The sequence below is a fragment of the Brevibacillus laterosporus DSM 25 genome (assembly GCF_002706795.1).
GTDB classification, from domain to species: domain Bacteria; phylum Bacillota; class Bacilli; order Brevibacillales; family Brevibacillaceae; genus Brevibacillus_B; species Brevibacillus_B laterosporus.
In genome coordinates this window covers 4254522-4276792 of record NZ_CP017705.1, presented here as the reverse complement: position 1 = coordinate 4276792, position 22271 = coordinate 4254522, and the positions used below count along the sequence as shown (strand labels likewise).

Here is a 22271-nt window from a genome sequence, read left to right as displayed (position 1 = left end):
GTTAATTCTCCTCCTTGCTCAGATGGTTTTGTAATGTGTGTACGTCTTTATCCCCTCGACCAGAAAGGCACACAGCAATGATTTGATCCGAACTCATTCGTGGAGCACGCTTTACGACTTCCGCTATGGCATGAGAGCTTTCCAAAGCAGGCAATATTCCTTCCAATTTAGTGAGCAATTGGCAAGCTTCTAAAGCTTCCTGATCAGTAATTGCCACATACTCCACTCTGCCGCAATCTTTTAAATAAGAATGTTCGGGACCTACACCTGGGTAATCAAGTCCAGCTGAGATTGAGTGAGCTTCCTTCACCTGTCCATCATCATCCTGCAACAGATACGTAAGAGATCCATGAATGACACCTGGACTCCCTTTCGTCAATGTTGCTGCATGCTTATCTGTCTCCACTCCCTCTCCGGCTGCTTCTACTGCAGTCAATCTCACCTGATCTTTCACAAACGGATAGAAGAAGCCAATCGCATTGCTCCCTCCTCCAATGCATGCGATAAGTTCATCAGGTAAACGCCCTAGCTGTTCCAAGGATTGTGCACGTGTCTCTATTCCAATAATTTTTTGGAACTCCCGAACCATATAAGGATACGGATGCGGTCCCATCGCCGAACCAATTACATAGTAAGTTTCTTCTACATTGCTCACCCAATAGCGAATCGCTTCATTGGTAGCATCCTTTAAAGTAGCCGTTCCTGATGATACTGGAATGACTTCTGCTCCTAAGAGCTTCATCCGAAACACATTTAACTCCTGACGTTTAATATCCTCTGCGCCCATAAAAACCTTGCAAGAAAGTCCCAAACGTGCTGCTACAGTCGCACTTGCTACCCCATGCTGACCGGCTCCTGTTTCCGCGATAATTGCTTGCTTACCCATTCGCTTAGCTAGTAACGCTTGCGCTAAGGCATTATTTAATTTGTGAGCGCCAGTGTGATTTAAATCTTCTCGTTTTAAGTAAATTTTGGCCCCTCCCAGATGCTCACTCAAACGTTGCGCATAATAAAAGGGAGTCGGTCTGCCTGAATAGTAGCGAAGAAACTGATTTAATTCTGCATGAAAGGACTCATCCTCCAACGCTTCCACTAAGCTTTTCTCCAATTCGATTAAAGCTTTCATTAGGGTTTCAGGAACAAATCTGCCCCCATATTCACCAAATCTACCTGATTGCAGGACAGACTCATCTCGTACATTCGTAGCTTGTGCCATGCTGCTTCACCCTTTCTACTAATTTTGTTATTTTGTGAGCATCCTTCACACCATTTGTCTCTACCCCACTGGAAAGATCAATTAAATCTGGTGCATATTTGTTAAGTAAAGTTTCTACATTCTCTATTGAAATACCACCTGCAATGATTGCGGGCAAGGGAGATATCATTCGTTGCAGATCGGGAATGTGCGTCCACGTAAATTTTTTCCCCGTACCTCCTGCTTGTTTCTGGTCATGCGTGTCAAACAAGTAGGCTTGCACACTATTTTGGTAGGAGGCAAGCTTTTCTGATAGAGAGTTTTCCTCTGCCCCTATTCCGATCGCTTTCCATACAGGCTTGCCATAACGTTTTCGTACCATTTGGCAGAATTCTGGCGTTTCTTGACCATGCAATTGGATAACATCCAACAGTACCTGATTTACAGTAAGATCTAGTTCAGATAAACTCGGATTAACAAAAACACCTACTAGTCGCGGAAAAGACCTTGCCTTGTTTTCTGTTTGGTTTGAGTCCACTATATTCCTAGCTTCTTCAACCAAAGTCCTTGCCTGCTGTATTGTTACCTGACGCTTACTTTCAGCAAAAACAAAGCCCGCATATTCCACTCTTAGCTGTTGTAACAAGACCAATGTATTCGAATCCTTAATCCCACAAATTTTTAAAGCGGTCATATCGTTTCACCTCGTGAAATCATCTGCGGTTTCATCTGTTGATCTTGCATTAGGTCACGAACGGCACTAACCACGTCCAGCTGACGCATAAACTGCTCACCTACTAAAATGGAGCGTGCTCCTGCCGTCCCAACTGCCTTCACATCTGCTGCTGTCGCTAAACCACTCTCACTTACTACAGGAATTTTTGTAGGGATCAGTTTTAAAAGCTCTACTGATGTGTTTAGATTCGTGGTAAAGGAACGCAAATCACGATTATTAATGCCAAGTAGCATGGGATCGACTACAGACAAAACCTGCTCTAATTCCGCGTGGTCATGAATTTCTATTAAAACATCTAGTCCAACCTCTACTGCCATTTGATAAAAGTGCTTGATTTGTTCACGATCCAGAATGGCTGCAATCAATAAGATAGCATCCGCACCACTCGCTCTCGCTTGAACAATCTGGTATTCATCAATAGTAAAATCTTTACGTAACAGCGGCTGGAGAACCAATTCTCTTATGATGTGTAGATACTTCAAATCACCTTGAAAAAATGTTTCGTCCGTTAAAACCGATATTGCATCTACACCTGCTTCCTGATAGGACTTTGCAATAGCAGCAGGGTCAAAATCAGCGCGAATGATGCCTTTTGACGGAGAAGCCTTTTTTACCTCAGCAATTAGACTTACCTTCCTGGGACTTGTGGTTAGAGCTTTGACAAAACCACGAGTACCTGGCAGTGCTTGAATCTCCGTAAGCATCTGTTGAAGAGTTGTTTCTTGACGAAGGGCAGCCACCTCCACTTTTTTTTGCTCAACAATTTTACGAAGCATGATGAACCCTCCCCATTACCTGACGTAGTTGTTCAAGCTTACGCATTGCATTGCCATTGTCGATTAATTCTGCCGCTCGGATGACACCCTTTTGCAAGCTACTTACTTTATCTGTGAGATACAGAATTGCACCTGCATTGAGTAGCACAATATCTCGTTTAGCACCCCGTTCTCCTTTAAAAATTTGCTCGAGGATTAGTGCGTTCTCTGCTGCGTCACCACCTGCAAGCTCTGCGGAGGTCCCGAGCTTCAATCCAAAACGCTCTGGGTCAATTCGATACGCGGATACCTCACCATCTCTTAATTCAGCTACCTCGCTTTCCCCCGTAATCGTTAATTCATCTAAACCGTCCAGTCCAGCTACGACCATTGCTTTCGCTACTCCTAACTGACTTAATGTCTGGGCGATTGGGACCAGCAGCTCACGATCGTACAAACCTAATAACTGACGATCAGCCCGAGCAGGATTCGTTAATGGACCTAGTAAGTTGAAGACCGTTCGAATCGCCAGCTCTTTTCTCGGTACAGCCGCATGGCGCATCGCTTCATGGTAAAGTGGTGCGAATAAAAAACAAAGATTGGTTTCTTCCAAACATTCGGCCGCTTGCTCAGGCGTCAGTTGAATCGGAATACCTAGTGCTTCTAACACATCAGCGCTACCACACTTACTAGAAACAGCCCGATTTCCGTGTTTGGCGACGATGACACCCCCACTAGCCGCTACAATGGCTGAGGCTGTCGAAATATTAAAGGTAGAAGCGCCATCTCCCCCAGTGCCACATGTATCAATGACATTCTGTTTAGCAATCGGAAATGTTTTGACCCGTTCACGCATCGCTTCTGCAAAACCGATCAATTCTTCAACCTGTTCACCTTTTACCCTTAGAGCCGCTAGAAAAGCACCGATCTGGGCATGTGTTGCTTTTCCATCCATGATTTCACCCATCGCTAATCGAGCTGTCGTACGATCTAGGTGTTGCTTACGGCTAATCTTATCCAAGGAGGTCGTTAGCATAACGCTACCCCCTTTGGTTGAAAGAGTTGCTCTGCTTTTTCTAGCGCTTTGACCATGGCTGCTGCCTTATTCATCGCTTCTTGATATTCTAGCTCTGCTACCGAATCAGCGACGATGCCACCCCCTGCTTGTATATGCACCTGATCCTGTGTAAACAGCAGGGTACGAATCGTGATGCAGCTATCCAAATTGCCTGTAAAGCTAAAGTAGCAAATGGAACCTGCATAGGTGTGCCGGGCATCACGCTCCAATTCTGCAATGATTTCCATCGCTCGCAATTTAGGAGCACCAGACACGGTGCCAGCAGGGAAAGCGGCCAGAAGAGCATCAAAACAATCCAAATCTTCACGCATTTCTCCGGACACATCTGAGACAATATGCATCACATGCGAGTAACGATCCACATGTAAGGGATTTTCCACCTTTACGGTACCGTACTTGGAAACTCTCCCTACATCATTTCGGGCCAAATCTACTAACATATGATGTTCAGCCAATTCTTTAGGATCGGCCAACAATTCTTGCTCTAACGCCAAATCTTCCTCGTTAGTTGCTCCGCGTTTGCGAGTACCAGCTATCGGACGAACTTCAACCTTGTTGTTCTGAACTTTTACCAGAACTTCCGGTGATGCCCCGACCAGAGTCGCTGATCCCAATGGTAGGTAATACAGGTAAGGAGAAGGATTAGTAGTTCTCAGCATTCGATAAACAGCAAACGGGTCCACATCCGTCTTCATCGTCATACGCTGAGAAAGAACAACCTGAAAGATATCACCACTCGCAATATACTCTTTTGCTTTGGAGATCATCGTCTCGTACTCTGAGAGAGTCATGTTACTTTGCAAACTGCTTGTCACTGGCTTCTTGGCTACTTCGCCTACCTGACTTGGCTTGCTCGATGACTCCAAATTCTCCATCTGACTTATTTTGTTTAGCTGCTGTAGCCTTAAATCACTCGGGATAGCTGTATGCATGATGTGATCACGTAGAGCAACCAAACGCGCTCCAGCCTTTGCATACTTGATCTGTAGCGATTCTTCTGTGTCCTCCTCAGAAACCCTGAGATGAACCATGCATTGAATCTCTTGCTTTACATGATCATAAACAAGCATTTCATCTACAAAGACGACGTGCATATCCGGGATATCGAGGGGGTGGTTCTGGTGCTTAGGCAATTGCGTCTCTACATAGCGCAATGTATTGTATCCTAAATATCCGATTGCTCCACCTGTCAACGGCGGAAAATCATGAATGGAAGGTGCTCTATACTGCTGACATAGTTCTCGTAGCACTTCCATGGGATTTCGGTTACACTGCTCTCGCTCCCCCGACTCTTTGAGAAGCGTCACCTTCTGATCAATAGCTTCTAACCGCAAAAAGGGGCGTAGTCCTATAAAGGAGTACCTAGACCAATGTCCCCCTCCTTCCACACTTTCTAGTAGGAAAGCTGCTTCTTCCGTACATTTTTGATACAAACTGATCGGCGTTTCCTGATCAGCTAAAAGGGTAAGACGAATCGGAATAAAATTGTGTGTAGATGCATAGTGCTGCACCTCTTGAAATGTGGGTTCTAACATGGATAACACACCTCTCTTCTTTAGATAGAAAGAGGATGGTCATATAGGAGATGGGGTATTGTGTACGACAAAAAACACCCAGGAAAGAGTCCTGGGTGTTGGTTTTTAGCATAACGAAACCAGTCTCAGCTCTCCTCGTCTCATACAACCTATCTCTTCTCAACTCTACTCAGCTCTCAACTAACCTGCTAACTTGCTCTTGACTACCTTCTCATTCTTAACTAGTAAAACTTGCTCTTACTTTACAAAACCTACGACCCTACTGTCAACTATTCTTTTACTAAATCTGGACGTAAGCGAACTGCTTCCCGAAGAAAAATATGTTTAATTTCATGTGGAGACTTATCAGTATTGATGTGTAGCATGACACGGATACAGTTCTTTAAACTACCCGCCACAGGAATTTCTTTTGCACACATAAGTGGAACATGCTCCCAATTCAGAAATTCACGGGCAGCCTGAGCGGGAAATACAACATCCAAATCCTCTGTCATAGTTATAATAACGCTCGCTATATCGTCGGTTTCAATTTCATTTTTTTGCACCATCTCACGCAAAAGCTCTGCTGTTGCCTCTAAAATTTCGCTTTTATCATTTAGGATGACCGTTGTCGCACCACGGACCCCTCTAACCTTACTCATTGTTGTGATTCCTCCCACTCTTCGCTCATAAACCGTAGTACATCTTTTTCTTCTACCCTAGGCACAATCTCTACATGCTCCATAGATGTTGGTAAAATAAGTGTAAGTGTACCTGCTACGCCCTTTTTATCCAGATGCATTGCCCTCAAAACATCTTCTGGATGTAATTCTTTTGGCCATTGAGTTGGGAGTCCAAAGGCTGCAAGTACTCTTTGTGTACACTCTGTTACACCTTCTGGCGCCATTCCAATAGATTCTGCATAACGGGCAGCTAAGACCATCCCGATCGAGATTGCTTCACCATGATTGAGCTGACCATAACCAGTTAACGCTTCAAAGGCATGGCCAAAGGTATGACCCAAATTTAAGGTCATGCGAATATCTTGCTCAGTCTCATCTTTGGCTACCACCGCCGCTTTTACTGTGCAGCCACGATAGATTGCTTCACTAACCAGTTCAGCATCCAGCTCCATCAGACCTTCCGCATGCTCCTCCAGCCATCCCACAAATCCTTTATCTGAGATCAGGCCATGCTTAACCACTTCCGCAAAACCTGCCGAGATTTCTCTAGGTGGTAATGTTTGTAGAGTGGCCACATCGTAAATTACCATCAGGGGTTGGTGAAAAGCTCCAATTAAATTCTTACCTAGTCGATGATTAATCGCTACCTTGCCACCTACCGAGCTATCATGAGCCAATAAGCTTGTGGGAATTTGCACAAAATCAATTCCACGCATGTATGTAGCCGCTACAAAGCCAGCCAAATCACCTACAACTCCACCGCCTAACGCAAGCACAACAGATTTGCGATCAAGTCCTGCCTCAATAGCAGCTGTCATTACCTCTTCATAGACAGCAAACTGTTTCGCTTTTTCACCAGCTAAAACAATGTGGGAAAAAACCTGGTAACCCGCTTGTTCTAAGTCAAGTTGTAATGGCTTCAAATAATGTTGCGCTACATGAGCATCTGTAATTAGGAATAACTTTTGCGTAGCTTTGATGTTTGCCTCCTGCAATAGGGCAGGTGTCTGGCTCAACAAACCCGCCCCAATATGAATCGGATACGCTCTTTCATTCAAGTCAACTACTAACGTACGTTTTTCCATTAGAATCTCTCCGTATAAGCTCGATATTCTTCTACATTTGCCACCATATCATCTAAAGCATCTGACGGGAATTTCTCACACATTGCACGAGCAATTTCCCAAGCGACGACCGCTTCAGCGACTACACTTGCAGCTGGTACAGCACAGCTATCTGAACGTTCAATAGTGGCTGCAAATGGCTCTTTGGTATCGATATCTACACTCATTAACGGTTTATATAAAGTAGGGATAGGCTTCATTATTCCACGCACCACGATTGGCATTCCAGTGGTCATACTTCCCTCCAAACCACCTGCCCGATTCGTTTTACGACTGTAGCCTTTACCTTCCGTCCATTCAATCTCATCGTGTACCTGGGAACCCGGCAAGCCTGCCGCCTCAAAACCAATTCCGATCTCTACTCCCTTAAACGCTTGAATACTCATAATGGCTTGAGCTAATCTTGCATCCAGCTTGCGATCCCATTGCACATAACTACCTAAACCAATAGGTACACCTTCCACAATCACTTCTACAATTCCACCTAAAGAATCGCCTTCTTCTTTAGCGCGATCAATAAGCTCCATCATTTTTTTCTCTGCAACAGGGTCAATGCAGCGTACAGGCGAATCCTCAGTAATTTGCATTAGCTCATCTAAGGATACTTCACGTTCTTCGGCCACCACCTGCCCGATTCTCTTAACATGACCAGCTACACGAATTCCAAATTGGGATAATAATTGACGTGCCACAGCACCTACGGCTACCCGCATTGTTGTTTCCCTCGCACTAGAGCGCTCCAGGATATTTCTCATATCCCTCTGGTGATATTTAATAGCCCCATTCAAGTCAGCATGACCAGGACGTGGACGCGATACACGACGACGTGCTTCATCCTCTTCTGGCACAGGTGCAGCACTCATAATTTTTTGCCAGTGGGTCCAGTCATTATTCTCAACAATCAACGTAACAGGAGCCCCCGTTGTGTAACCATGACGAACACCAGATACGACCTGAACAGTATCTTTCTCGATCTGCATCCGGCGACCTCGACCATGACCTTTTTGACGACGATGTAATTGTTTGTTTATTTCGTCAAATGAAAAGGGGAGATTGCTGGGAATTCCTTCAATAATTGCTGTTAATTGTGGTCCGTGTGACTCTCCTGCGGTTATATATCTCACTCTTCTCTCCTCCAGTCAAATCCTTTAACACTTTTAAGCGATATAATATCATACATAGCCTAAGATGAAAACAAAAATAGACAAAATGCTTCTCACAATAAGGAGAAGCATTCTGCCATCTCTATAGATGATCGATTGTTATCAGTCGATCAGCCTGCTCACGATAGTAGAGTCGCTTCTGCATCACTAGGTTTTCCAGCTGGCGAGTTTCCGCTCCTAGAATTTGTCCACACTCTTGCAAATTGATGAGCCCATGTCGATACGCTTCAATCACCTTTGATTTATCCATTGACTCGTTGCCTCCATCTGGAAATGTTTGTCTTCCTAGTAGCTATTGTTCAATAAATAAATCATTGATATACATCTTTCGTTATGATTTTATAACCTTTTTATAAAAAAACGTATCTTCTACCTCAAACTGATATTGCTGTGGTTGGAAAATTTGCTCTGTACTGCCTACGAACAATACGCCACCAGGGCGAAGGGCACGACTAAACTTTTGATATAGCTCATGTTTCGCTTCTTCTGTAAAGTAAATCAAGACATTTCGGCAGATAATTAAATCAAAGCCTGTATCAAACGACTCCGCTAGCAGATTATGCTTTTTAAAGTGCACGGCATTTTTGATTTCTTGATCCAGACGATAGGTGATCTGGTCTTTATGAAAATATTTTTGTAATAAATCTTTCGGGCAATCTTGTAGGGAACGCTCAAGATATATTCCCTGCTTCGCTTTTGCCAGCGCTCCCTCATCAATATCACTAGCCAAAATGCTAGAGGACGCCAGTAATTGCTTTCTTTTTAACACAAGTGACAGTGTATACGGTTCTTCTCCTGTAGAGCACGCTGCACTCCACAGCTTCAAACGGCGGGATTCCTCATACAATCTTGGCAAAATTTTATTTTCGAGCGTCTCCCATCTGCCTGGATTTCGGAAAAACTCTGAAACATTTATCGTCATCCGATCCAAAAATTCGTAAAATAAATCCTGATCTTTATTCAGGCCCTCAAAATACGAGACAAAGCTATTAAACCCCCGCTTTAATCGTAACGAAGTTAATCTGCGCTTCATTTGTGCCTCTTTATATAGCGCTAGATCTATCCCTGTTTTCTTTTTGATGAGTGCAATAAATTGCAAGAAGTCTTTATCCTCCACTATGTATAATCCCCCTTTTGCCTTACTCCAAGCCATTCGTTACACAATTCGCCAAATCCTGCTACGATACGAAAAAAAGACCTTCAAAAGAAGGCCCTTTTTACGAAATTTGTCATATTAGATCCAACGAGCGATCGTTTTTTCTACGGAAACGATTTCATCCTTCGAGAACCAAAGACCAATTTCACGTTCTGCACTTTCAGCAGAATCAGAACCGTGAATGATATTCATGCCTACAGATACTGCATAATCACCACGGATTGTACCAGGTGCTGCATCAGCTGGGTTTGTTTTTCCCATCATGTTACGAGCAGTACTAATAACCTTGTCGCCTTCCCATACCATTGCAAATACTGGACCGGAAGTGATGAAATCTACCAATTCACCAAAGAAAGGACGCTCTTTATGTTCAGCATAATGCTCCTCCGCTTTTTCACGGCACACATTCATTAGTTTAGCGCCAACCAAAGCAAAGCCTTTTTTCTCAAAACGTGCAACGATCTCTCCTACTAGATTACGTTGTACGCCGTCTGGCTTTACCATGATAAAAGTTTTTTCCATTCGAATGCCCCTCCATACCTCTATGTAGAGAATATTTGTACCATCGAAAATTTTATCAGAAGTAGGCCGTACAAGCAACCGCTCAGTTGCAGAAACTTCAATAAATTTGGTTGATATGGAAAAGTTGTTATTTTCACATAGTTAAGAGGTATACATCTTTTCAATCCATGTAGATCTACCCTTATACAAAAAGCCCCTTTCCAACAAGAAAGGGGCTTCTCTCATCCATTTTTTACTAAAATTTACGTCCACCAATATAATCAGCAATTTGCATCAATGATTTTTTTGTCGGTGATGCAGGCAAATCTGCTAATGCTTGTTTAGCTCTATCGATGTAGCGTTCAGCCAACGCTTGTGAATAAGCAATCCCTTCTCCTTGATGGATCAGAGGAATTGCTTGTTCAATACGGGAGTTGATTTCACCCGTACGCATCCACTCTTGAAAGATATCCTTTGTACTGCCCTGATAAGCACTAAAAAGAGCTGGCAAAGTGACGTTTCCTTGACGTAAGTCACTTCCTGCCGGCTTGCCTAGTTGTTTTTCTGTTCCTGTAAAATCTAAGATATCATCTGTGATTTGAAAAGCCATTCCTACATTATAGCCAAAATGATACATACGACGCACCACATCTGCCGAAGCATTAGTTGCAACAGCACCAAGTTGACAGCTAATTGCAATTAAAAGAGCGGTTTTGCGTTTGATCCGACGCAAATAATTACGCAATCCCTGATTCCAATTTCCTAAATCGCGGACTTGCTCAATCTCCCCTTTACACATCTCCACAATTGCTTTAGAGAGAATTTGATGAATCTCTGGATTAGATAATTGCGTCACAATACTTAATGCCCTTGCTAGTATGTAGTTCCCGGAATACATCGCCACCCGGTTGTCCCATTTCGTACGTACGGTGTCTTTGCCTCGACGTTTGTTTGCATCATCCACCACATCGTCGTGAACAAGTGTGGCCATATGAATAAGCTCAAGCGGTACAGCTACTTGAGATAAATTTTGCACACTATAATCTCCAAATTTACCCGCTAGCAACACAAAGACAGGGCGGATTCGCTTTCCACCTGCCTTTAGAAGATGGGTAGAAGATTGGTAGAGTTCACGAGACTCTGGTTTAATGGCCCGTTCCAGTTCTCGTTCGATATATGTTACATCACTTTTTACTTGCATATAGATATCGACCAGATTCATTTCATCCACCTAACTCGTTGACATAGTAGTAATGTTGTCTGTTGCCCAAAATGCTACCTTCACCGGCTTGGGCAATAGACCAAGATCAGCCGTGCAAGCATAGTAATGTTCCAATCCTATTATTTGTTCCTGTGTAAAATCATGAATTAATCCAGTAAAATAACCTTCCCAGAAAGTTACATCACCACCAAAATGCTTATGAGCGTACTGAACTATTTCACTACAATCGGCATGACTCTTGTTCTTGCTATGAACAAATTCTTCATGAAGTTGATGTAACAATTTAGCATGTGTTTCAACAGCTTCTCTACGAATGGCCCATACAGCAAACGTCATAGGGTACCCTGTATGCTCATACCAAAGCTGCCCTAAATCATACACATAATATCCCAAATCCTGCTGACGAGCTAGAATCGCTTCATCTCCAATTAACAAGGAAGCATCGTATTCTTGCATCATCACCTTGATATCAGGACGCATCGTGGTATATTCGGGAGTCATCCCCTTAAATTTTTCCAATATAACTCGTAGCAAATTGACAGACGTAGCAGAGGTATTCGTTAACGCAATATGTGCTCGATCCAGTTGATCAATCGGGCGTTTACTAAATAAGAAAATAGAACCTACAGGACCTTTAGCACCAACACATACATCTGGCATCAATACATATTCATCTACATGTTCAGCGTAACTGAAGGAAGATATAGGACCTACGTCGATGATTCCCTCCGCCATTGCTCTATTTAATTGTGCAGGATATTGCTGGATAAAATCAGCTTTCCCCAAAAAGCGGTCTAAATTTACATAAAAATAGACAGGAAGCGTATTTGTATATAAGATCTGTCCGACCTGTAGTTGTGTTTTACTCATGGCCCTCTCCCCATCTCGTAAACAAATGATTTTCTACATCAAGCTGGTCAAGTGCTTTGCCAACCACGAAATTCACTAGGTCATCAAGTGTTTGCGGGCGTTGATAGAAACCAGGCATCGCAGGGAGAATCTTTACCCCGATACGGCTTAGTTTCAGCATATTTTCTAGATGCAGCGCGTTAAAGGGTGTTTCACGCGGGACCAGCACCAGCTTACGTCCCTCTTTAATCATTACATCTGCACAACGTTCTAATAAATTGCCAGAAGCCCCGTGAGCAATACCAGAGAGCGTCCCCATCGAACATGGAACAATGATCATCCCATCGCTTTTGTAAGAACCACTCGCCATTGGACAATTAAAATCTCGTAACGTCCAATAATGTAGCTCACCTTCGGAATATTTCTCAAAATACTCCAATAAAAACGTCTCACGTTCATCTACAGTAGGTGCAAAATCCAATTCATCATGAAAGACCTGCCAACCAGCTTCTGTTATCATCAAATGAACCGTATGCCCAGCTCTCAGCAATTCTTCAACTAGTCGAATCCCATATTTGGCACCACTTGCTCCTGTTATGCCTACGCCTAGCTTCATCTTTTTCATAGAATCACCAGATCCAGAACAGTGAAGCAACAAATGACTACGCTAAAAATTCCATTCATTGCAAAGAAAGCAATTTCAATTTTAGACAGGTCATTATGTTTAACTTGACTGTGTTCATAGAATAAAATCGCTGCCCCAGCAATAATCCCTATGAGAAACCATACGGATAGGTTAGTCGTCATATACATCAGTAGGAGACCAAGAATGGTCAATAAATGACAAAAGCGAGCAATTATTAGTGCATTCTTAATTCCGAACCGACTAGGGATGGAGTACAGCCCTTCCTTGACATCAAACTCTGTATCCTGACAAGCATAGATAATATCAAAACCAGCTGTCCAGATCATTACTGTAAAGAACAGTAGCATCGCAGTCCCATTTACTTGACCTGTGGTTGCAATCCAACCACCCAATGGTCCAAATCCAAGCGCTACGCCTAAGATAAAATGGCAAAGCCATGTAAAACGTTTGCAATAGGAATATAAGACTAATACAAAGACCGCAAGTGGTAAAAGCTTAACCGCTAAAGGATTTAATTGCGATGCAGCAACGAATAGAACCAAGAAAGAAACAATGATAAAAACAAGGACTTCAGCAACAGATAACAGACCTGCCGGAATAGCACGCTTCGCTGTTCGTGGATTTTTGGCATCAATGACACGGTCAATCAAACGATTTAGTGACATAGCTGCGCTTCTTGCCGCTACCATCGCTATCGTAACCCAGAAGATCTCCCCCCAGGTAGGCCATGTACCTTCTATAATTATATTTCCTAGTACTGCCCCAATAAAAGCAAAAGGCAGCGCAAAAATACTATGTTCAAATTTAATCATTTCGAGAATGATTTTCACTTTACTAAACACCATTTTGACTTGCACTTCCATTCTATTTTGCGGATAAGCTATGCATTTTTTGTACCGATATGCAGGGCAGATACACCACCCATAAACAATTTTACCTGTACATGATCAAGCCCCGCTCTTTTAAACATCTCAGCCAGTTCTTTACTATCAGGGAAATTCGTGAGGGACTGAGGTAACCAAGCGTATTCTTCATACTTATTCACTACCATTTTAGCAATAATTGGTAGCATTTTATAGAAATAGAGATAAAATAGCTGACGATATGGCATAAATGGTGGCTTTGATACTTCTAAAGACACAACCTTGCCCCCTGGCTTTACCACGCGCGTCATTTCGTTGAGCACCGTTTGTACATCTGGCACGTTACGTAAAGCAAACCCAATCGTAACAAAATCAAATGTATTATCTTCAAAGGGCATTTTCATCGCATCGGCATTAACTAATTGCACCTGGCTTAGCCCTTCCTTTTCAACCTTGTACGCTCCTACATTCAACATATTTTGGCTGAAATCAAGCCCAACCACTTTCCCATTAGGACCTACTGTTTTGGCCAAGCTTATTGTCCAATCGCAAGTCCCACAAGCAACATCCAGGCAAGTATCACCTGGCTTCACTTGCATTTGGTTCATCGTATACTTACGCCATGATGCATGGCTACCAAAACTGATGACATTATTCATACGATCATATTCATCCGCGATGCTTTCAAAAACGGAATGTACATATTCCGCTTTCGATGGTTGTTCATGTGTGTTCAAAGCCTACATCTCCTCTGCCCGCTTTAACCGTTGTACTCGATTCGTATAGCGAGAAGTCACCCACGCTAACTCGCTTTGTGTTTCGCCCGATTTTAATGTAACGATCAATTGCTCACAGATATGCAATAACTCCATGACTTTCCCTTCAATCATTTCTACCACATTGGTGATTGTAGAACCTGGTTTCTGTAGCAAAAATTGCGTCAAACCACTAGGTGCTTGCTCTTGCCACTGTAACTGCTCCCATTCCCCGATCAGTTGTTCAAAAGCTGAGGTCTGTTCAAACAAGCTAGTCCAAAATTCGCGTACAGAGTCACTTGTTGCATATTTGTCTACAAAAGCTACATAAAGAGCCGTATCAATCTTTTTGCGCAAGCTAAGATACGTCTCCTGTGTTAATTTATTGTCTTTTTGAGCAATATATAGCTTCATTTTCATTTCGTGAGCAAGTTGGTTACCGACAGACAAAATCTGGATAGCTTCAATTTCATTAGCGTCTGCGAGCATATTATAATAAAGACTACTGTAATAATCCCCCGCTAGAACAGTCAACTGTCTATTACGTTCGGAAACCAGAGTTTTTTCATAATGATTCCGTACTGTTTCATGTGTATCAATGCCTAATTGTACTAACCCAGTCGCTACCGAGAGCAGATGAGCTCGTTCTTTGGTGAAGCCGTTCTCATGTAAAAAGAAGAATAAGAGAGCGAGTCGATTTTCAGCCATGGCTGGGACATCCACATATTGTTGAATATATGTTTGTTGTATTCGACCTTGAATTTCTTCGATGATAGCTTTTAATTCCTGTGAATATGCATTTCGATCTGTGCCCATTATGCCTCCTCCATCTAAAGCGTTGAAGCCCCATCACTGTCCCCATTTTTTACAAAGAATGTAATGTTTTTGAACACAAAAAATGGTACGCAGTAATCCATCGCCATACAGTATATCACACTTTTAAAGGAAGGAATAATTTTCTGCTGTAATCAGGTGGCTTCTTTTACAAAAAAATGCTGTTTTACATACTGCTTTACATCGACCAGTTCAGTTGGGCTTTTCCATTTATCTTCTTGTCCGATTTGCGTTCGATCAACTTCGATTAGAAGCAAAACTGAACTCTTTGTATTTGGTTCATTAGGTCTAGCGAATTGAAGGGTGACATGCTTAACATTCGTCGTTTTGTTCATCAGAACATACACAATTGAATAGGCATCATGAAACATGAGGTCATTTACTTTCTTGTGGTCTTCAGGTAAGGTCAACGTGAGCATGATAGCAGGTTGGTCCCACTCTACATGACTTATCTTATAATGAGTTTCCAGTAAAGTAAATAAATCCACAAGATTGTGTGAACTTACCGTGAGTTTAGGAATTTCCTGAAAGGTAGGTACATCCGTTATGGGTCCTTTTTTCGTAAAAACCGGCAAAACTGACAACAACAGAGATAATCCTACTGAAATCATCATCGCGAATAAAAATCGTCGTGGCATTTCTGCATTCCTCCTTCTTCTCCATTCTACATAAGAAAAAAGCAGGCTATGCCTGCCAAGGAGAAAAATGCTGATATAACCCTTCGAAAGGAATAAAGAAATATTTTTCTACTTGTCTATCTCCGACGAATCGTTATACCTTTTTTCTATAGCGAAAAATACCCTTTAGCTCCCTATAAGTACGAAATGGCTTACTGATGACACGGTAGGGCATGGTCGAGATAAAATGGCTCAAATCTTCTCTGAATTCCTGAGTAATCCGTTGTGGCTTCGAAATAATTCGATCAACATACTGCGTATAAATTTCTTTCAATAAATCTGGTTCCATGACGCTCTCTTTTCCACATTGCTCACATTTGACCATATATAAGATATCATGTACATACGTGACAGTGTGAGGTGCTTGACCAAGACAAGTTATACAGTAGAGTTCCGTTTCAATCACTGTCTCTTCCAAACCCGTTCCCTCCTTACTCCTCAATCTTGCCTTTCTCATCATTTCTAGCAAGTAATTCTCTGGCTGTGCGCTCATCTATAAATAATTTATGGAAATAACCACCACGTAGGGCAGCCGTAATTGCTGTCACCTTTGCTAAACCAGTCGCTACCGCAATTACGGTTGGAATCTGAAACAGGTCTGGTAAGTCAATACCAATAACACGATTGTTCAATGGTATATTAATCTGCTTACCATCTCTGTCTATAAAGCGGGAACCTATATCTCCCACGGCATGATTTTGTTTTAACTCTTCCATTTCATCTTCTTTCAAATATCCCATGTTAAACAATGTTGATTCTTCTAAAAAGCCGATTCCTAACAACGCAATCTCTACCTTACGAATTTGATCTAGTAAAACGTGAATAGATTCCGATTGCAGTATCTGTTCTTTTAGTTCCACTGTTTCTACCAACGCTGGCGCATACAAAAACTCACAGTTTGCCCCCATTCGTTTTGAGAGTTCATAGGCTAATTGATTAGAATGGATTTCCACGTATTTGCGTCCCGTTCCCCCAACAAGAGGGTATACCATCATTTCTGGATTTCTTTCGTATGGGTACTCATTTACCATATGATACAGGGTGGTCCCCCATGATAATCCGATACTCTTGACATTTTTAGCTAATTTAGATAGGTGCATGGCTGCTTCCTTAGCTACTAGTTGCTTTATTAATTCCTGATTCTCAATTCCGTTCACAGGAACAACAATTGCCTCATCTAAAGAGAACATCTCTTCTAGCTTTTGTTCAATCTCCACTACGTTTACAGTTTCATCTTTAATAATGATCTCTACAATTCCAGCATCTTTTGCTTTTTGTAGGAGTTTGGATATAACAGGGCGGGAAACCCCGATCTTTTTAGAGATTTCTGCTTGTGTTAGTCCTTGAAAATAATATAGTTTAGCGACGCGTACGAGTTCCCTTTTTTCAGCCCAATCCATTGTCTCACCTCTCTTACATCTATCTTCCTTCCTCTATTATAAACGTAAACTCATAGTAGCGCTAAATAGAAAACAAATTCCTATCCCAAATGAATCGCTGAAAAAATCACTCCAAGAGATAAGGAGCAAAAAAGAACTGAGGAAGGGCGTCCCCAGTTCTTCTTTTGTACGTTGTGTCCCATGTAAGAGACTAAACGCTAATCTACAAATATCAAGTTCTTACGAATGTATACCTTTACCTAGCCAGTCACTTGCTGCTTCAAGTAATGTTTCCGATACAGTTGGATGTGGAAAAATCAAATTTGCCATTTCTTCAACCGTACCTTCCAACTGCATATAGGCAGAGATTTGTGAAATCATCTCGGTAACATGCGGCCCAACCATCACAGCTCCCAGTATTTCCCCATAGACCTCATCTGCAATCAGTTTTACAAATCCCTCTGTATGGTCGCTTGCTAAGGCCTTGCCGTTTACCGCAAGTTGGTAAACAGACGTTTTTACCTGAAAACCTTTTTCTATTGCTTCACGTTCGCTTAGCCCTACACTTGCTATCTCAGGATAGGTGTACATGCATCGAGGTACGCTACGGTAATCCATGTCTCTAGCTTGACCCGTCGCATTCATGGCAGCTACAATTCCTTCTGCACTTGCTACATGAGCCAGCTGCCAATTACCAATTACGTCACCTACTGCATATATATCTGGAACACTCGTTTCCATACGAGTATTTACTTTAATAAATGGACCCTCCGTATCAAGTGACAGATTAGCAGAAGCCGACAAATTTGGTCGACGCCCAATCGCTACTAAAATCTGGTCTGCTACAACATCCTGCTTTGCTCCAGCTTCATTATAGATAATAAGCTGTTTTTGCGAGTCATGGGCTTTAACCGCTGTTACCTTTGCTTTCGTTATAATCGTAACCCCAATTTTGCGCAAATGTTTGGTTAATAACTGGGAAGCCATTTCATCCTCTGTAGCCAAAATGCGATCTGCCATTTCAATGATTGTTACTTTTGTTCCCAAACTCTCAAAGATGCTGGCAAACTCTACACCAATGACACCACCGCCAACAATTGCAAGTGACGCAGGAATTTCCTCTATATCAAAAATGGTATCGCTTGTGTGATAAAGTACCTGATCTAAGCCCTCAATTGGAGGTACAGTCGGAGAGGAGCCCGTCGCAATAATAATTGACCTCGCTTTGATACTCTCTGGTTTATCACCCGTAATTACCACGGTTTTATCTGGTTGAATCTCACCCTTACCTTGGTATACATCGATTTTTCCGGTTCGTAATAGATGAGCGATTCCCCCACGAAGCTGATTGATAACCTGATTTTTTCTCTGCATCATTTTTGGCAAGGAGAGCGTCATTTCTCCTACCTCAACCCCGTATTTGGAAGCATCCCTAATGGCATGAATAATTTCAGCATGCTTTAGTAATGCTTTGGATGGAATGCATCCTCGGTTCAAGCAGGTTCCTCCTAGATGCCCCTGCTCCACAAGTGCCACCTTCTTGCCTTCTTTTGACGCGCGAATGGCTGCTACATATCCGCCCGGCCCTCCTCCGATGACAATGATATCGTAGGTATTCATAGCTGTTCCTCCTAGACTAGTAGCTGATATGGTTCTTCAAGAGAACGTTTTATGCTTTGTAGGAATTCCGCTGCTGGTGCTCCATCCACGATTCGATGGTCAAAAGAGAGGCTCAAAGTCATCAACGGACGAAGTTTCAGCTCCCCATTAATACCAACTGCTTTCTCAGTAATACGGCCAACCCCCAAAATGGCGATCTCTGGCTGATTAATGATCGGTGTAAAGGCATCAATGTCGTACATTCCAAGGTTGCTAATCGTAAATGACCCACCCTGCATCTGATCAGGCATCAATCTGCTTTCTCTAGCTAATCGTCCTAGCTCTTTACACTCTGCTGTTAATGTCGCCAAGCCTTTCTGATCTGCATGTTTGACAACTGGCACCATCAGACCGTTTGGTACTGAAACAGCAAGACCGGTGTTCACTTCCTGTTTATAGACAATATAGTCACCTTCAATGGAAGCGTTCATGTTTGGATGTTGCCGTAATGCCATCGCAACCGCTTTCATAATGATCTCTGTATAAGACAACCGATATCCCGTCTGACTCTCAATCAACGGGAGTAAGCTTTTACGAAGTTTGATTGCATTACTCATATCTACTTCTGTTACTAGTGTGACATGTGGAGCTGTGGTAACACTTTTGACCATTCGTTCAGAGATAACTTTACGCATGCCCTCCAATTTTACACGTGTTGGCTCGACGGTTGTTTGTGTACCGTTTGTTTCACCATGGTTTATAGTTGTTTGTAAACCAGTAGGCGTTGCTTTTAGGACATCATTTTTAGTAATTTTCCCATTTGCTCCCGATCCCTGAATCGTGTCTAGTTGAACACCTGAGTTCGATGCAATTTTTTTCGCGAGAGGAGTTGCCCTTCGACCTTGATTTTCTTTAACATGTGCTTCTACATCTTCTGCATGAATGCGGCCATTTGCCCCACGACCTTCAATCTCGTGTAGGGCGACATCGTTTTCTCTGGATAGGCGTCGAGCTGCCGGTGTAGCACGCACTTTATCCGCTTCCTCTCCAGAGTCGAAATCATCTACTCTAGCTACGGTCTCGTCGCCAGCTTTACTTACACCAGAAGGAGTTTCTTCTCCCTCTATAGCTGGTGGTGTCTCTGGGACTTTTTCTCCCTGTTCTCCAATATAGCCGATGATTTTTTGTACAGGTACAACCGCGTTCACATCATCATAAATTTTTAATAACCTACCCGTTGCATAAGCCTCTACTTCAATGTTAATTTTGTCTGTCATTACCTCTAGTAGCAGATCACCCTCTTCTACCAGATCTCCCTCTTTTTTAAACCATTGCAAAATGGTTCCCGTCTCCATTGTCATACTAAGTTTAGGCATGAAGATTCCCGTTGCCATGTTCCTCTCCCCCTCCTAACGATGTGCCACTGTGTCTTTTACTGCTTGTATAATATCAGGCACTTGCGGGATTGCCGCTTTTTCTAGAACTGGATTATAAGGCATAGGTATCCATTTACCACCCAGACGTCTGATAGGAGCATCTAAATAGTCAAATGCTTCACTCTCTGCGATCATACTTGCAATCTCTCCTCCGAATCCGCCAAACTTAACTGCTTCATGCACCACAATCAGCTTCCCTGTTTTCTTCACTGATCGAATAATGGTGTCGGTATCCAAAGGTACTAATGTACGTGGATCGATGACTTCAACAGAGATGCCTTCCTTCTCTAATTCTGCGGCGGCTTCTAACGCTTTGTGTACCATAATGGCAGTGGCTACGATTGTTACGTCCGTTCCTTCTCGTTTCACATCAGCCACACCAAGTGGAATACTGTACGATTCTTCTGGTACATCCCCCGATATTTTATATAGAAGCTTGTGTTCATAAAAAATAACCGGGTTATTATCATCAATTGCTGCTTTTAATAAACCCTTTACATCATAAGCAGTTGAGGGCTGGACAACTTTTAACCCTGGAATGTGGGCCATCCATGCTTCTAGACTTTGCGTATGCTGTGCCGCGGCACCCGTTCCCGAACCAGATGGTGTACGTACGACCATTGGCACCTTCCCCTTACCACCAAACATGTAGCGATTTTTCGCTGCCTGATTAACCAGCTGATCCATTGCAATGGTTACAAAATCAGAGAATTGCAGTTCCATGATTGGTCGCATGCCAGTCATAGCTGCTCCAACAGCTGCTCCTGCAATCGCTGCTTCGGAAATCGGAGTGTTGCGAATTCGCTCTGGCCCAAATTCTTCAATCATCCCACGCGACACCCCAAACGCTCCCCCATATACTCCGATGTCTTCCCCCATCAAAAAAACATCTGGATTGACACGCATCTCCTGACTCATCGCTTCGCGGACTGCTTCCAAATACGTAATCTCTCTCATGTGGTTCCCTTCCTTCTTTGTTTATCCGTTATGCGTAGACATCTTCTTCCAACGTTTCTAGTGAAGGCATTGGGCTTTCTTCAGCAAACACCACTGCTTCTTCTATCTCTTTCTTTGCCTGTTGTTCGATTTCTTTCGCTTGTTCTTGTGTAAGTAAGCCTTTCTCTATCAATACTTCTTGTAATTTCTTAATACAATCGCGATTTTTTCTCCAATCCATCTCTTCTTCGCGTGTCCGATATTTTTTCGCATCGCTCTTTGAATGACCTTTGTATCGATATGTTTTGGCTTCAATTAAAGTAGGCCCTTCGCCACGCCGAGCTCGTTCTGCCGCTTCAGCTACAGCATTCATGACTGCGAAAAGATCATTTCCATCTACTACGACTCCAGGAATACCATATGCTTTTGACCGTTCCGCAATATGTTCGATATTCACCATCTCCGTTACAGGACCAGACATTCCATATTGATTATTTTCACAGAAGAAGATAACGGGTAATTTCCAAATGGAAGCCATATTAACTGACTCATGAAAGCTACCTTCATTACTCGCTCCATCGCCAAAAAAGCTGATTGTAACATAGCCTAACTTCCTCATTTGTGAGGTAAGCGCCGCTCCAACTGCAATAGGAATACCACCACCGACAATACCATTCGCTCCCAAATTCCCTTTATCTACATCCGCGATATGCATCGATCCGCCTTTTCCTTTGCAATATCCCGTTTCACGTCCAAATAATTCAGCCATCATTTTATTAACATCAGCACCTTTGGCAATGCAGTGTCCATGACCGCGGTGCGTACTTGTAATTTTATCCTCTGGTTGAAGCACAGCGATTGCACCTGCCGCTGTTGCTTCTTGTCCAACACATAGATGGGTAGTTCCGTGAATTAACCCTTTTGCAAAAAATTCATCCACCTTCTCATCAAAAAAGCGGATCACCCACATTTGATGTAGTAATTCAACCAACTTTTGCTCCGTAATCATCTCAGGCAATTGCCAAGCAGTAGTCATGTTGTACCCTCCTTTGCTCTTTAGAAAAAGACAAAAGGCCGAACACCTCCACACAGGGAAGCATTCGGCCCGAGGCCCTTTTTTACATTTGTTCTGATAAGTTACATTTGTTCTACATCTTTATTTTACCTCTT

24 protein-coding genes are annotated in these 22271 nt (G+C 42.8%); all 24 read right to left on the bottom strand.

Translation table 11 applies throughout. The features are described 5' to 3' along the window. Nucleotide 1 precedes the first annotated feature (1 nt). On the bottom strand, nucleotides 2-1216 hold the full coding sequence (trpB, locus tag BrL25_RS20495) for a tryptophan synthase subunit beta (RefSeq protein ID WP_018670097.1): 1215 nt from the start codon (nucleotides 1214-1216) through the stop codon (nucleotides 2-4). After that, a complete protein-coding gene (locus BrL25_RS20490) occupies nucleotides 1188-1889 on the bottom strand; it encodes a phosphoribosylanthranilate isomerase (protein WP_018670098.1) in 702 nt (233 codons plus the stop codon). The genes trpB and BrL25_RS20490 overlap by 29 nt, the downstream gene beginning before the upstream one ends. Further along, nucleotides 1886-2707 (bottom strand): indole-3-glycerol phosphate synthase TrpC, encoded by an 822-nt coding sequence (gene trpC, locus BrL25_RS20485; RefSeq protein WP_018670099.1) that lies wholly within the window; start codon nucleotides 2705-2707, stop codon nucleotides 1886-1888. Before trpC ends, BrL25_RS20490 begins: the two co-directional genes overlap by 4 nt. After that, nucleotides 2697-3722 carry an anthranilate phosphoribosyltransferase gene (gene trpD, locus BrL25_RS20480; protein WP_018670100.1) on the bottom strand — a complete coding sequence of 342 codons (1026 nt, stop codon included), beginning with the start codon at nucleotides 3720-3722 and terminating at the stop codon, nucleotides 2697-2699. The genes trpC and trpD overlap by 11 nt, the downstream gene beginning before the upstream one ends. Then, nucleotides 3716-5299 (bottom strand): anthranilate synthase component I, encoded by a 1584-nt coding sequence (gene trpE / locus BrL25_RS20475; protein WP_018670101.1) that lies wholly within the window; start codon nucleotides 5297-5299, stop codon nucleotides 3716-3718. Before trpE ends, trpD begins: the two co-directional genes overlap by 7 nt. 269 nt (nucleotides 5300-5568) lie before the next feature. Further along, nucleotides 5569-5940: a chorismate mutase gene (gene aroH, locus BrL25_RS20470; protein WP_018670102.1), complete on the bottom strand. Its 372-nt coding sequence runs from the start codon at nucleotides 5938-5940 to the stop codon at nucleotides 5569-5571. Then, nucleotides 5937-7046, bottom strand: coding sequence for a 3-dehydroquinate synthase (gene aroB / locus BrL25_RS20465; RefSeq protein WP_018670103.1), 1110 nt, complete (start codon nucleotides 7044-7046; stop codon nucleotides 5937-5939). The genes aroH and aroB overlap by 4 nt, the downstream gene beginning before the upstream one ends. Next, nucleotides 7046-8209: a chorismate synthase gene (aroC, locus tag BrL25_RS20460; RefSeq protein ID WP_018670104.1), complete on the bottom strand. Its 1164-nt coding sequence runs from the start codon at nucleotides 8207-8209 to the stop codon at nucleotides 7046-7048. The genes aroB and aroC overlap by 1 nt, the downstream gene beginning before the upstream one ends. A gap of 121 nt (nucleotides 8210-8330) precedes the next feature. Then, nucleotides 8331-8498, bottom strand: coding sequence for a hypothetical protein (locus BrL25_RS25290; protein ID WP_018670105.1), 168 nt, complete (start codon nucleotides 8496-8498; stop codon nucleotides 8331-8333). A gap of 81 nt (nucleotides 8499-8579) precedes the next feature. After that, nucleotides 8580-9365 (bottom strand): CheR family methyltransferase, encoded by a 786-nt coding sequence (locus tag BrL25_RS20455; protein ID WP_018670106.1) that lies wholly within the window; start codon nucleotides 9363-9365, stop codon nucleotides 8580-8582. Between the two features lie 117 nt (nucleotides 9366-9482). Continuing rightward, nucleotides 9483-9926, bottom strand: coding sequence for a nucleoside-diphosphate kinase (gene ndk, locus BrL25_RS20450; RefSeq protein ID WP_018670107.1), 444 nt, complete (start codon nucleotides 9924-9926; stop codon nucleotides 9483-9485). 235 nt (nucleotides 9927-10161) lie between these two features. After that, the gene (locus BrL25_RS20445; protein ID WP_018670108.1) at nucleotides 10162-11127 is read right to left on the bottom strand and encodes a polyprenyl synthetase family protein; all 966 of its coding nucleotides are present in this window, start codon (nucleotides 11125-11127) and stop codon (nucleotides 10162-10164) included. A gap of 9 nt (nucleotides 11128-11136) precedes the next feature. Next, nucleotides 11137-11997: a menaquinone biosynthesis protein gene (locus BrL25_RS20440; RefSeq protein ID WP_018670109.1), complete on the bottom strand. Its 861-nt coding sequence runs from the start codon at nucleotides 11995-11997 to the stop codon at nucleotides 11137-11139. Further along, complete coding sequence (locus tag BrL25_RS20435; RefSeq protein WP_018670110.1) at nucleotides 11990-12601, bottom strand: UbiX family flavin prenyltransferase; 612 nt, start codon at nucleotides 12599-12601, stop codon at nucleotides 11990-11992. Before BrL25_RS20435 ends, BrL25_RS20440 begins: the two co-directional genes overlap by 8 nt. After that, nucleotides 12598-13467 carry a UbiA-like polyprenyltransferase gene (locus BrL25_RS20430; protein WP_018670111.1) on the bottom strand — a complete coding sequence of 290 codons (870 nt, stop codon included), beginning with the start codon at nucleotides 13465-13467 and terminating at the stop codon, nucleotides 12598-12600. Before BrL25_RS20430 ends, BrL25_RS20435 begins: the two co-directional genes overlap by 4 nt. Nucleotides 13468-13502: 35 nt before the next feature. Continuing rightward, the gene (locus BrL25_RS20425; protein WP_018670112.1) at nucleotides 13503-14222 is read right to left on the bottom strand and encodes a demethylmenaquinone methyltransferase; all 720 of its coding nucleotides are present in this window, start codon (nucleotides 14220-14222) and stop codon (nucleotides 13503-13505) included. A 3-nt stretch (nucleotides 14223-14225) separates the two neighbouring features. Next, the gene (locus tag BrL25_RS20420; protein ID WP_018670113.1) at nucleotides 14226-15056 is read right to left on the bottom strand and encodes a heptaprenyl diphosphate synthase component 1; all 831 of its coding nucleotides are present in this window, start codon (nucleotides 15054-15056) and stop codon (nucleotides 14226-14228) included. A gap of 152 nt (nucleotides 15057-15208) precedes the next feature. Beyond that, nucleotides 15209-15712, bottom strand: coding sequence for a hypothetical protein (locus tag BrL25_RS20415; RefSeq protein ID WP_018670114.1), 504 nt, complete (start codon nucleotides 15710-15712; stop codon nucleotides 15209-15211). A 133-nt stretch (nucleotides 15713-15845) separates the two neighbouring features. Beyond that, nucleotides 15846-16169 carry a hypothetical protein gene (locus tag BrL25_RS25865; RefSeq protein WP_018670115.1) on the bottom strand — a complete coding sequence of 108 codons (324 nt, stop codon included), beginning with the start codon at nucleotides 16167-16169 and terminating at the stop codon, nucleotides 15846-15848. 13 nt (nucleotides 16170-16182) lie between these two features. After that, nucleotides 16183-17151, bottom strand: coding sequence for a sugar-binding transcriptional regulator (locus BrL25_RS20405; RefSeq protein ID WP_018670116.1), 969 nt, complete (start codon nucleotides 17149-17151; stop codon nucleotides 16183-16185). A 219-nt stretch (nucleotides 17152-17370) separates the two neighbouring features. Then, entirely contained in the window at nucleotides 17371-18750 is a 1380-nt protein-coding gene (gene lpdA / locus BrL25_RS20400; RefSeq protein ID WP_018670117.1) for a dihydrolipoyl dehydrogenase, read from the bottom strand. A gap of 11 nt (nucleotides 18751-18761) precedes the next feature. Continuing rightward, nucleotides 18762-20123, bottom strand: coding sequence for a dihydrolipoamide acetyltransferase family protein (locus tag BrL25_RS20395; protein WP_018670118.1), 1362 nt, complete (start codon nucleotides 20121-20123; stop codon nucleotides 18762-18764). Nucleotides 20124-20138: 15 nt separating this feature from the next. Next, nucleotides 20139-21122: an alpha-ketoacid dehydrogenase subunit beta gene (locus tag BrL25_RS20390; RefSeq protein ID WP_018670119.1), complete on the bottom strand. Its 984-nt coding sequence runs from the start codon at nucleotides 21120-21122 to the stop codon at nucleotides 20139-20141. Nucleotides 21123-21150: 28 nt separating this feature from the next. Further along, nucleotides 21151-22137 carry a thiamine pyrophosphate-dependent dehydrogenase E1 component subunit alpha gene (locus BrL25_RS20385; RefSeq protein WP_018670120.1) on the bottom strand — a complete coding sequence of 329 codons (987 nt, stop codon included), beginning with the start codon at nucleotides 22135-22137 and terminating at the stop codon, nucleotides 21151-21153. Nucleotides 22138-22271 lie beyond the last annotated feature (134 nt).

Bases quoted from the DNA above. Each gene is read 5' to 3' on its own strand.
- BrL25_RS20390 (WP_018670119.1), bottom strand. From the start codon at position 21,122: ATGAGAGAGATTACGTATTTGGAAGCAGTCCGCGAAGCGATGAGTCAG.
- aroB (WP_018670103.1), bottom strand. From the start codon at position 7,046: ATGGAAAAACGTACGTTAGTAGTTGACTTGAATGAAAGAGCGTATCCG.
- BrL25_RS20420 (WP_018670113.1), bottom strand. From the start codon at position 15,056: ATGGGCACAGATCGAAATGCATATTCACAGGAATTAAAAGCTATCATC.
- BrL25_RS20405 (WP_018670116.1), bottom strand. From the start codon at position 17,151: ATGGATTGGGCTGAAAAAAGGGAACTCGTACGCGTCGCTAAACTATAT.
- BrL25_RS20490 (WP_018670098.1), bottom strand. From the start codon at position 1,889: ATGACCGCTTTAAAAATTTGTGGGATTAAGGATTCGAATACATTGGTC.
- trpD (WP_018670100.1), bottom strand. From the start codon at position 3,722: ATGCTAACGACCTCCTTGGATAAGATTAGCCGTAAGCAACACCTAGAT.
- BrL25_RS20445 (WP_018670108.1), bottom strand. From the start codon at position 11,127: ATGAATCTGGTCGATATCTATATGCAAGTAAAAAGTGATGTAACATAT.
- BrL25_RS20430 (WP_018670111.1), bottom strand. From the start codon at position 13,467: ATGGTGTTTAGTAAAGTGAAAATCATTCTCGAAATGATTAAATTTGAA.
- trpC (WP_018670099.1), bottom strand. From the start codon at position 2,707: ATGCTTCGTAAAATTGTTGAGCAAAAAAAAGTGGAGGTGGCTGCCCTT.
- trpE (WP_018670101.1), bottom strand. From the start codon at position 5,299: ATGTTAGAACCCACATTTCAAGAGGTGCAGCACTATGCATCTACACAC.
- trpB (WP_018670097.1), bottom strand. From the start codon at position 1,216: ATGGCACAAGCTACGAATGTACGAGATGAGTCTGTCCTGCAATCAGGT.
- BrL25_RS25290 (WP_018670105.1), bottom strand. From the start codon at position 8,498: ATGGATAAATCAAAGGTGATTGAAGCGTATCGACATGGGCTCATCAAT.
- BrL25_RS20435 (WP_018670110.1), bottom strand. From the start codon at position 12,601: ATGAAAAAGATGAAGCTAGGCGTAGGCATAACAGGAGCAAGTGGTGCC.
- BrL25_RS20395 (WP_018670118.1), bottom strand. From the start codon at position 20,123: ATGGCAACGGGAATCTTCATGCCTAAACTTAGTATGACAATGGAGACG.
- BrL25_RS20440 (WP_018670109.1), bottom strand. From the start codon at position 11,997: ATGAGTAAAACACAACTACAGGTCGGACAGATCTTATATACAAATACG.
- ndk (WP_018670107.1), bottom strand. From the start codon at position 9,926: ATGGAAAAAACTTTTATCATGGTAAAGCCAGACGGCGTACAACGTAAT.
- BrL25_RS20385 (WP_018670120.1), bottom strand. From the start codon at position 22,137: ATGACTACTGCTTGGCAATTGCCTGAGATGATTACGGAGCAAAAGTTG.
- aroH (WP_018670102.1), bottom strand. From the start codon at position 5,940: ATGAGTAAGGTTAGAGGGGTCCGTGGTGCGACAACGGTCATCCTAAAT.
- lpdA (WP_018670117.1), bottom strand. From the start codon at position 18,750: ATGAATACCTACGATATCATTGTCATCGGAGGAGGGCCGGGCGGATAT.
- BrL25_RS20415 (WP_018670114.1), bottom strand. From the start codon at position 15,712: ATGCCACGACGATTTTTATTCGCGATGATGATTTCAGTAGGATTATCT.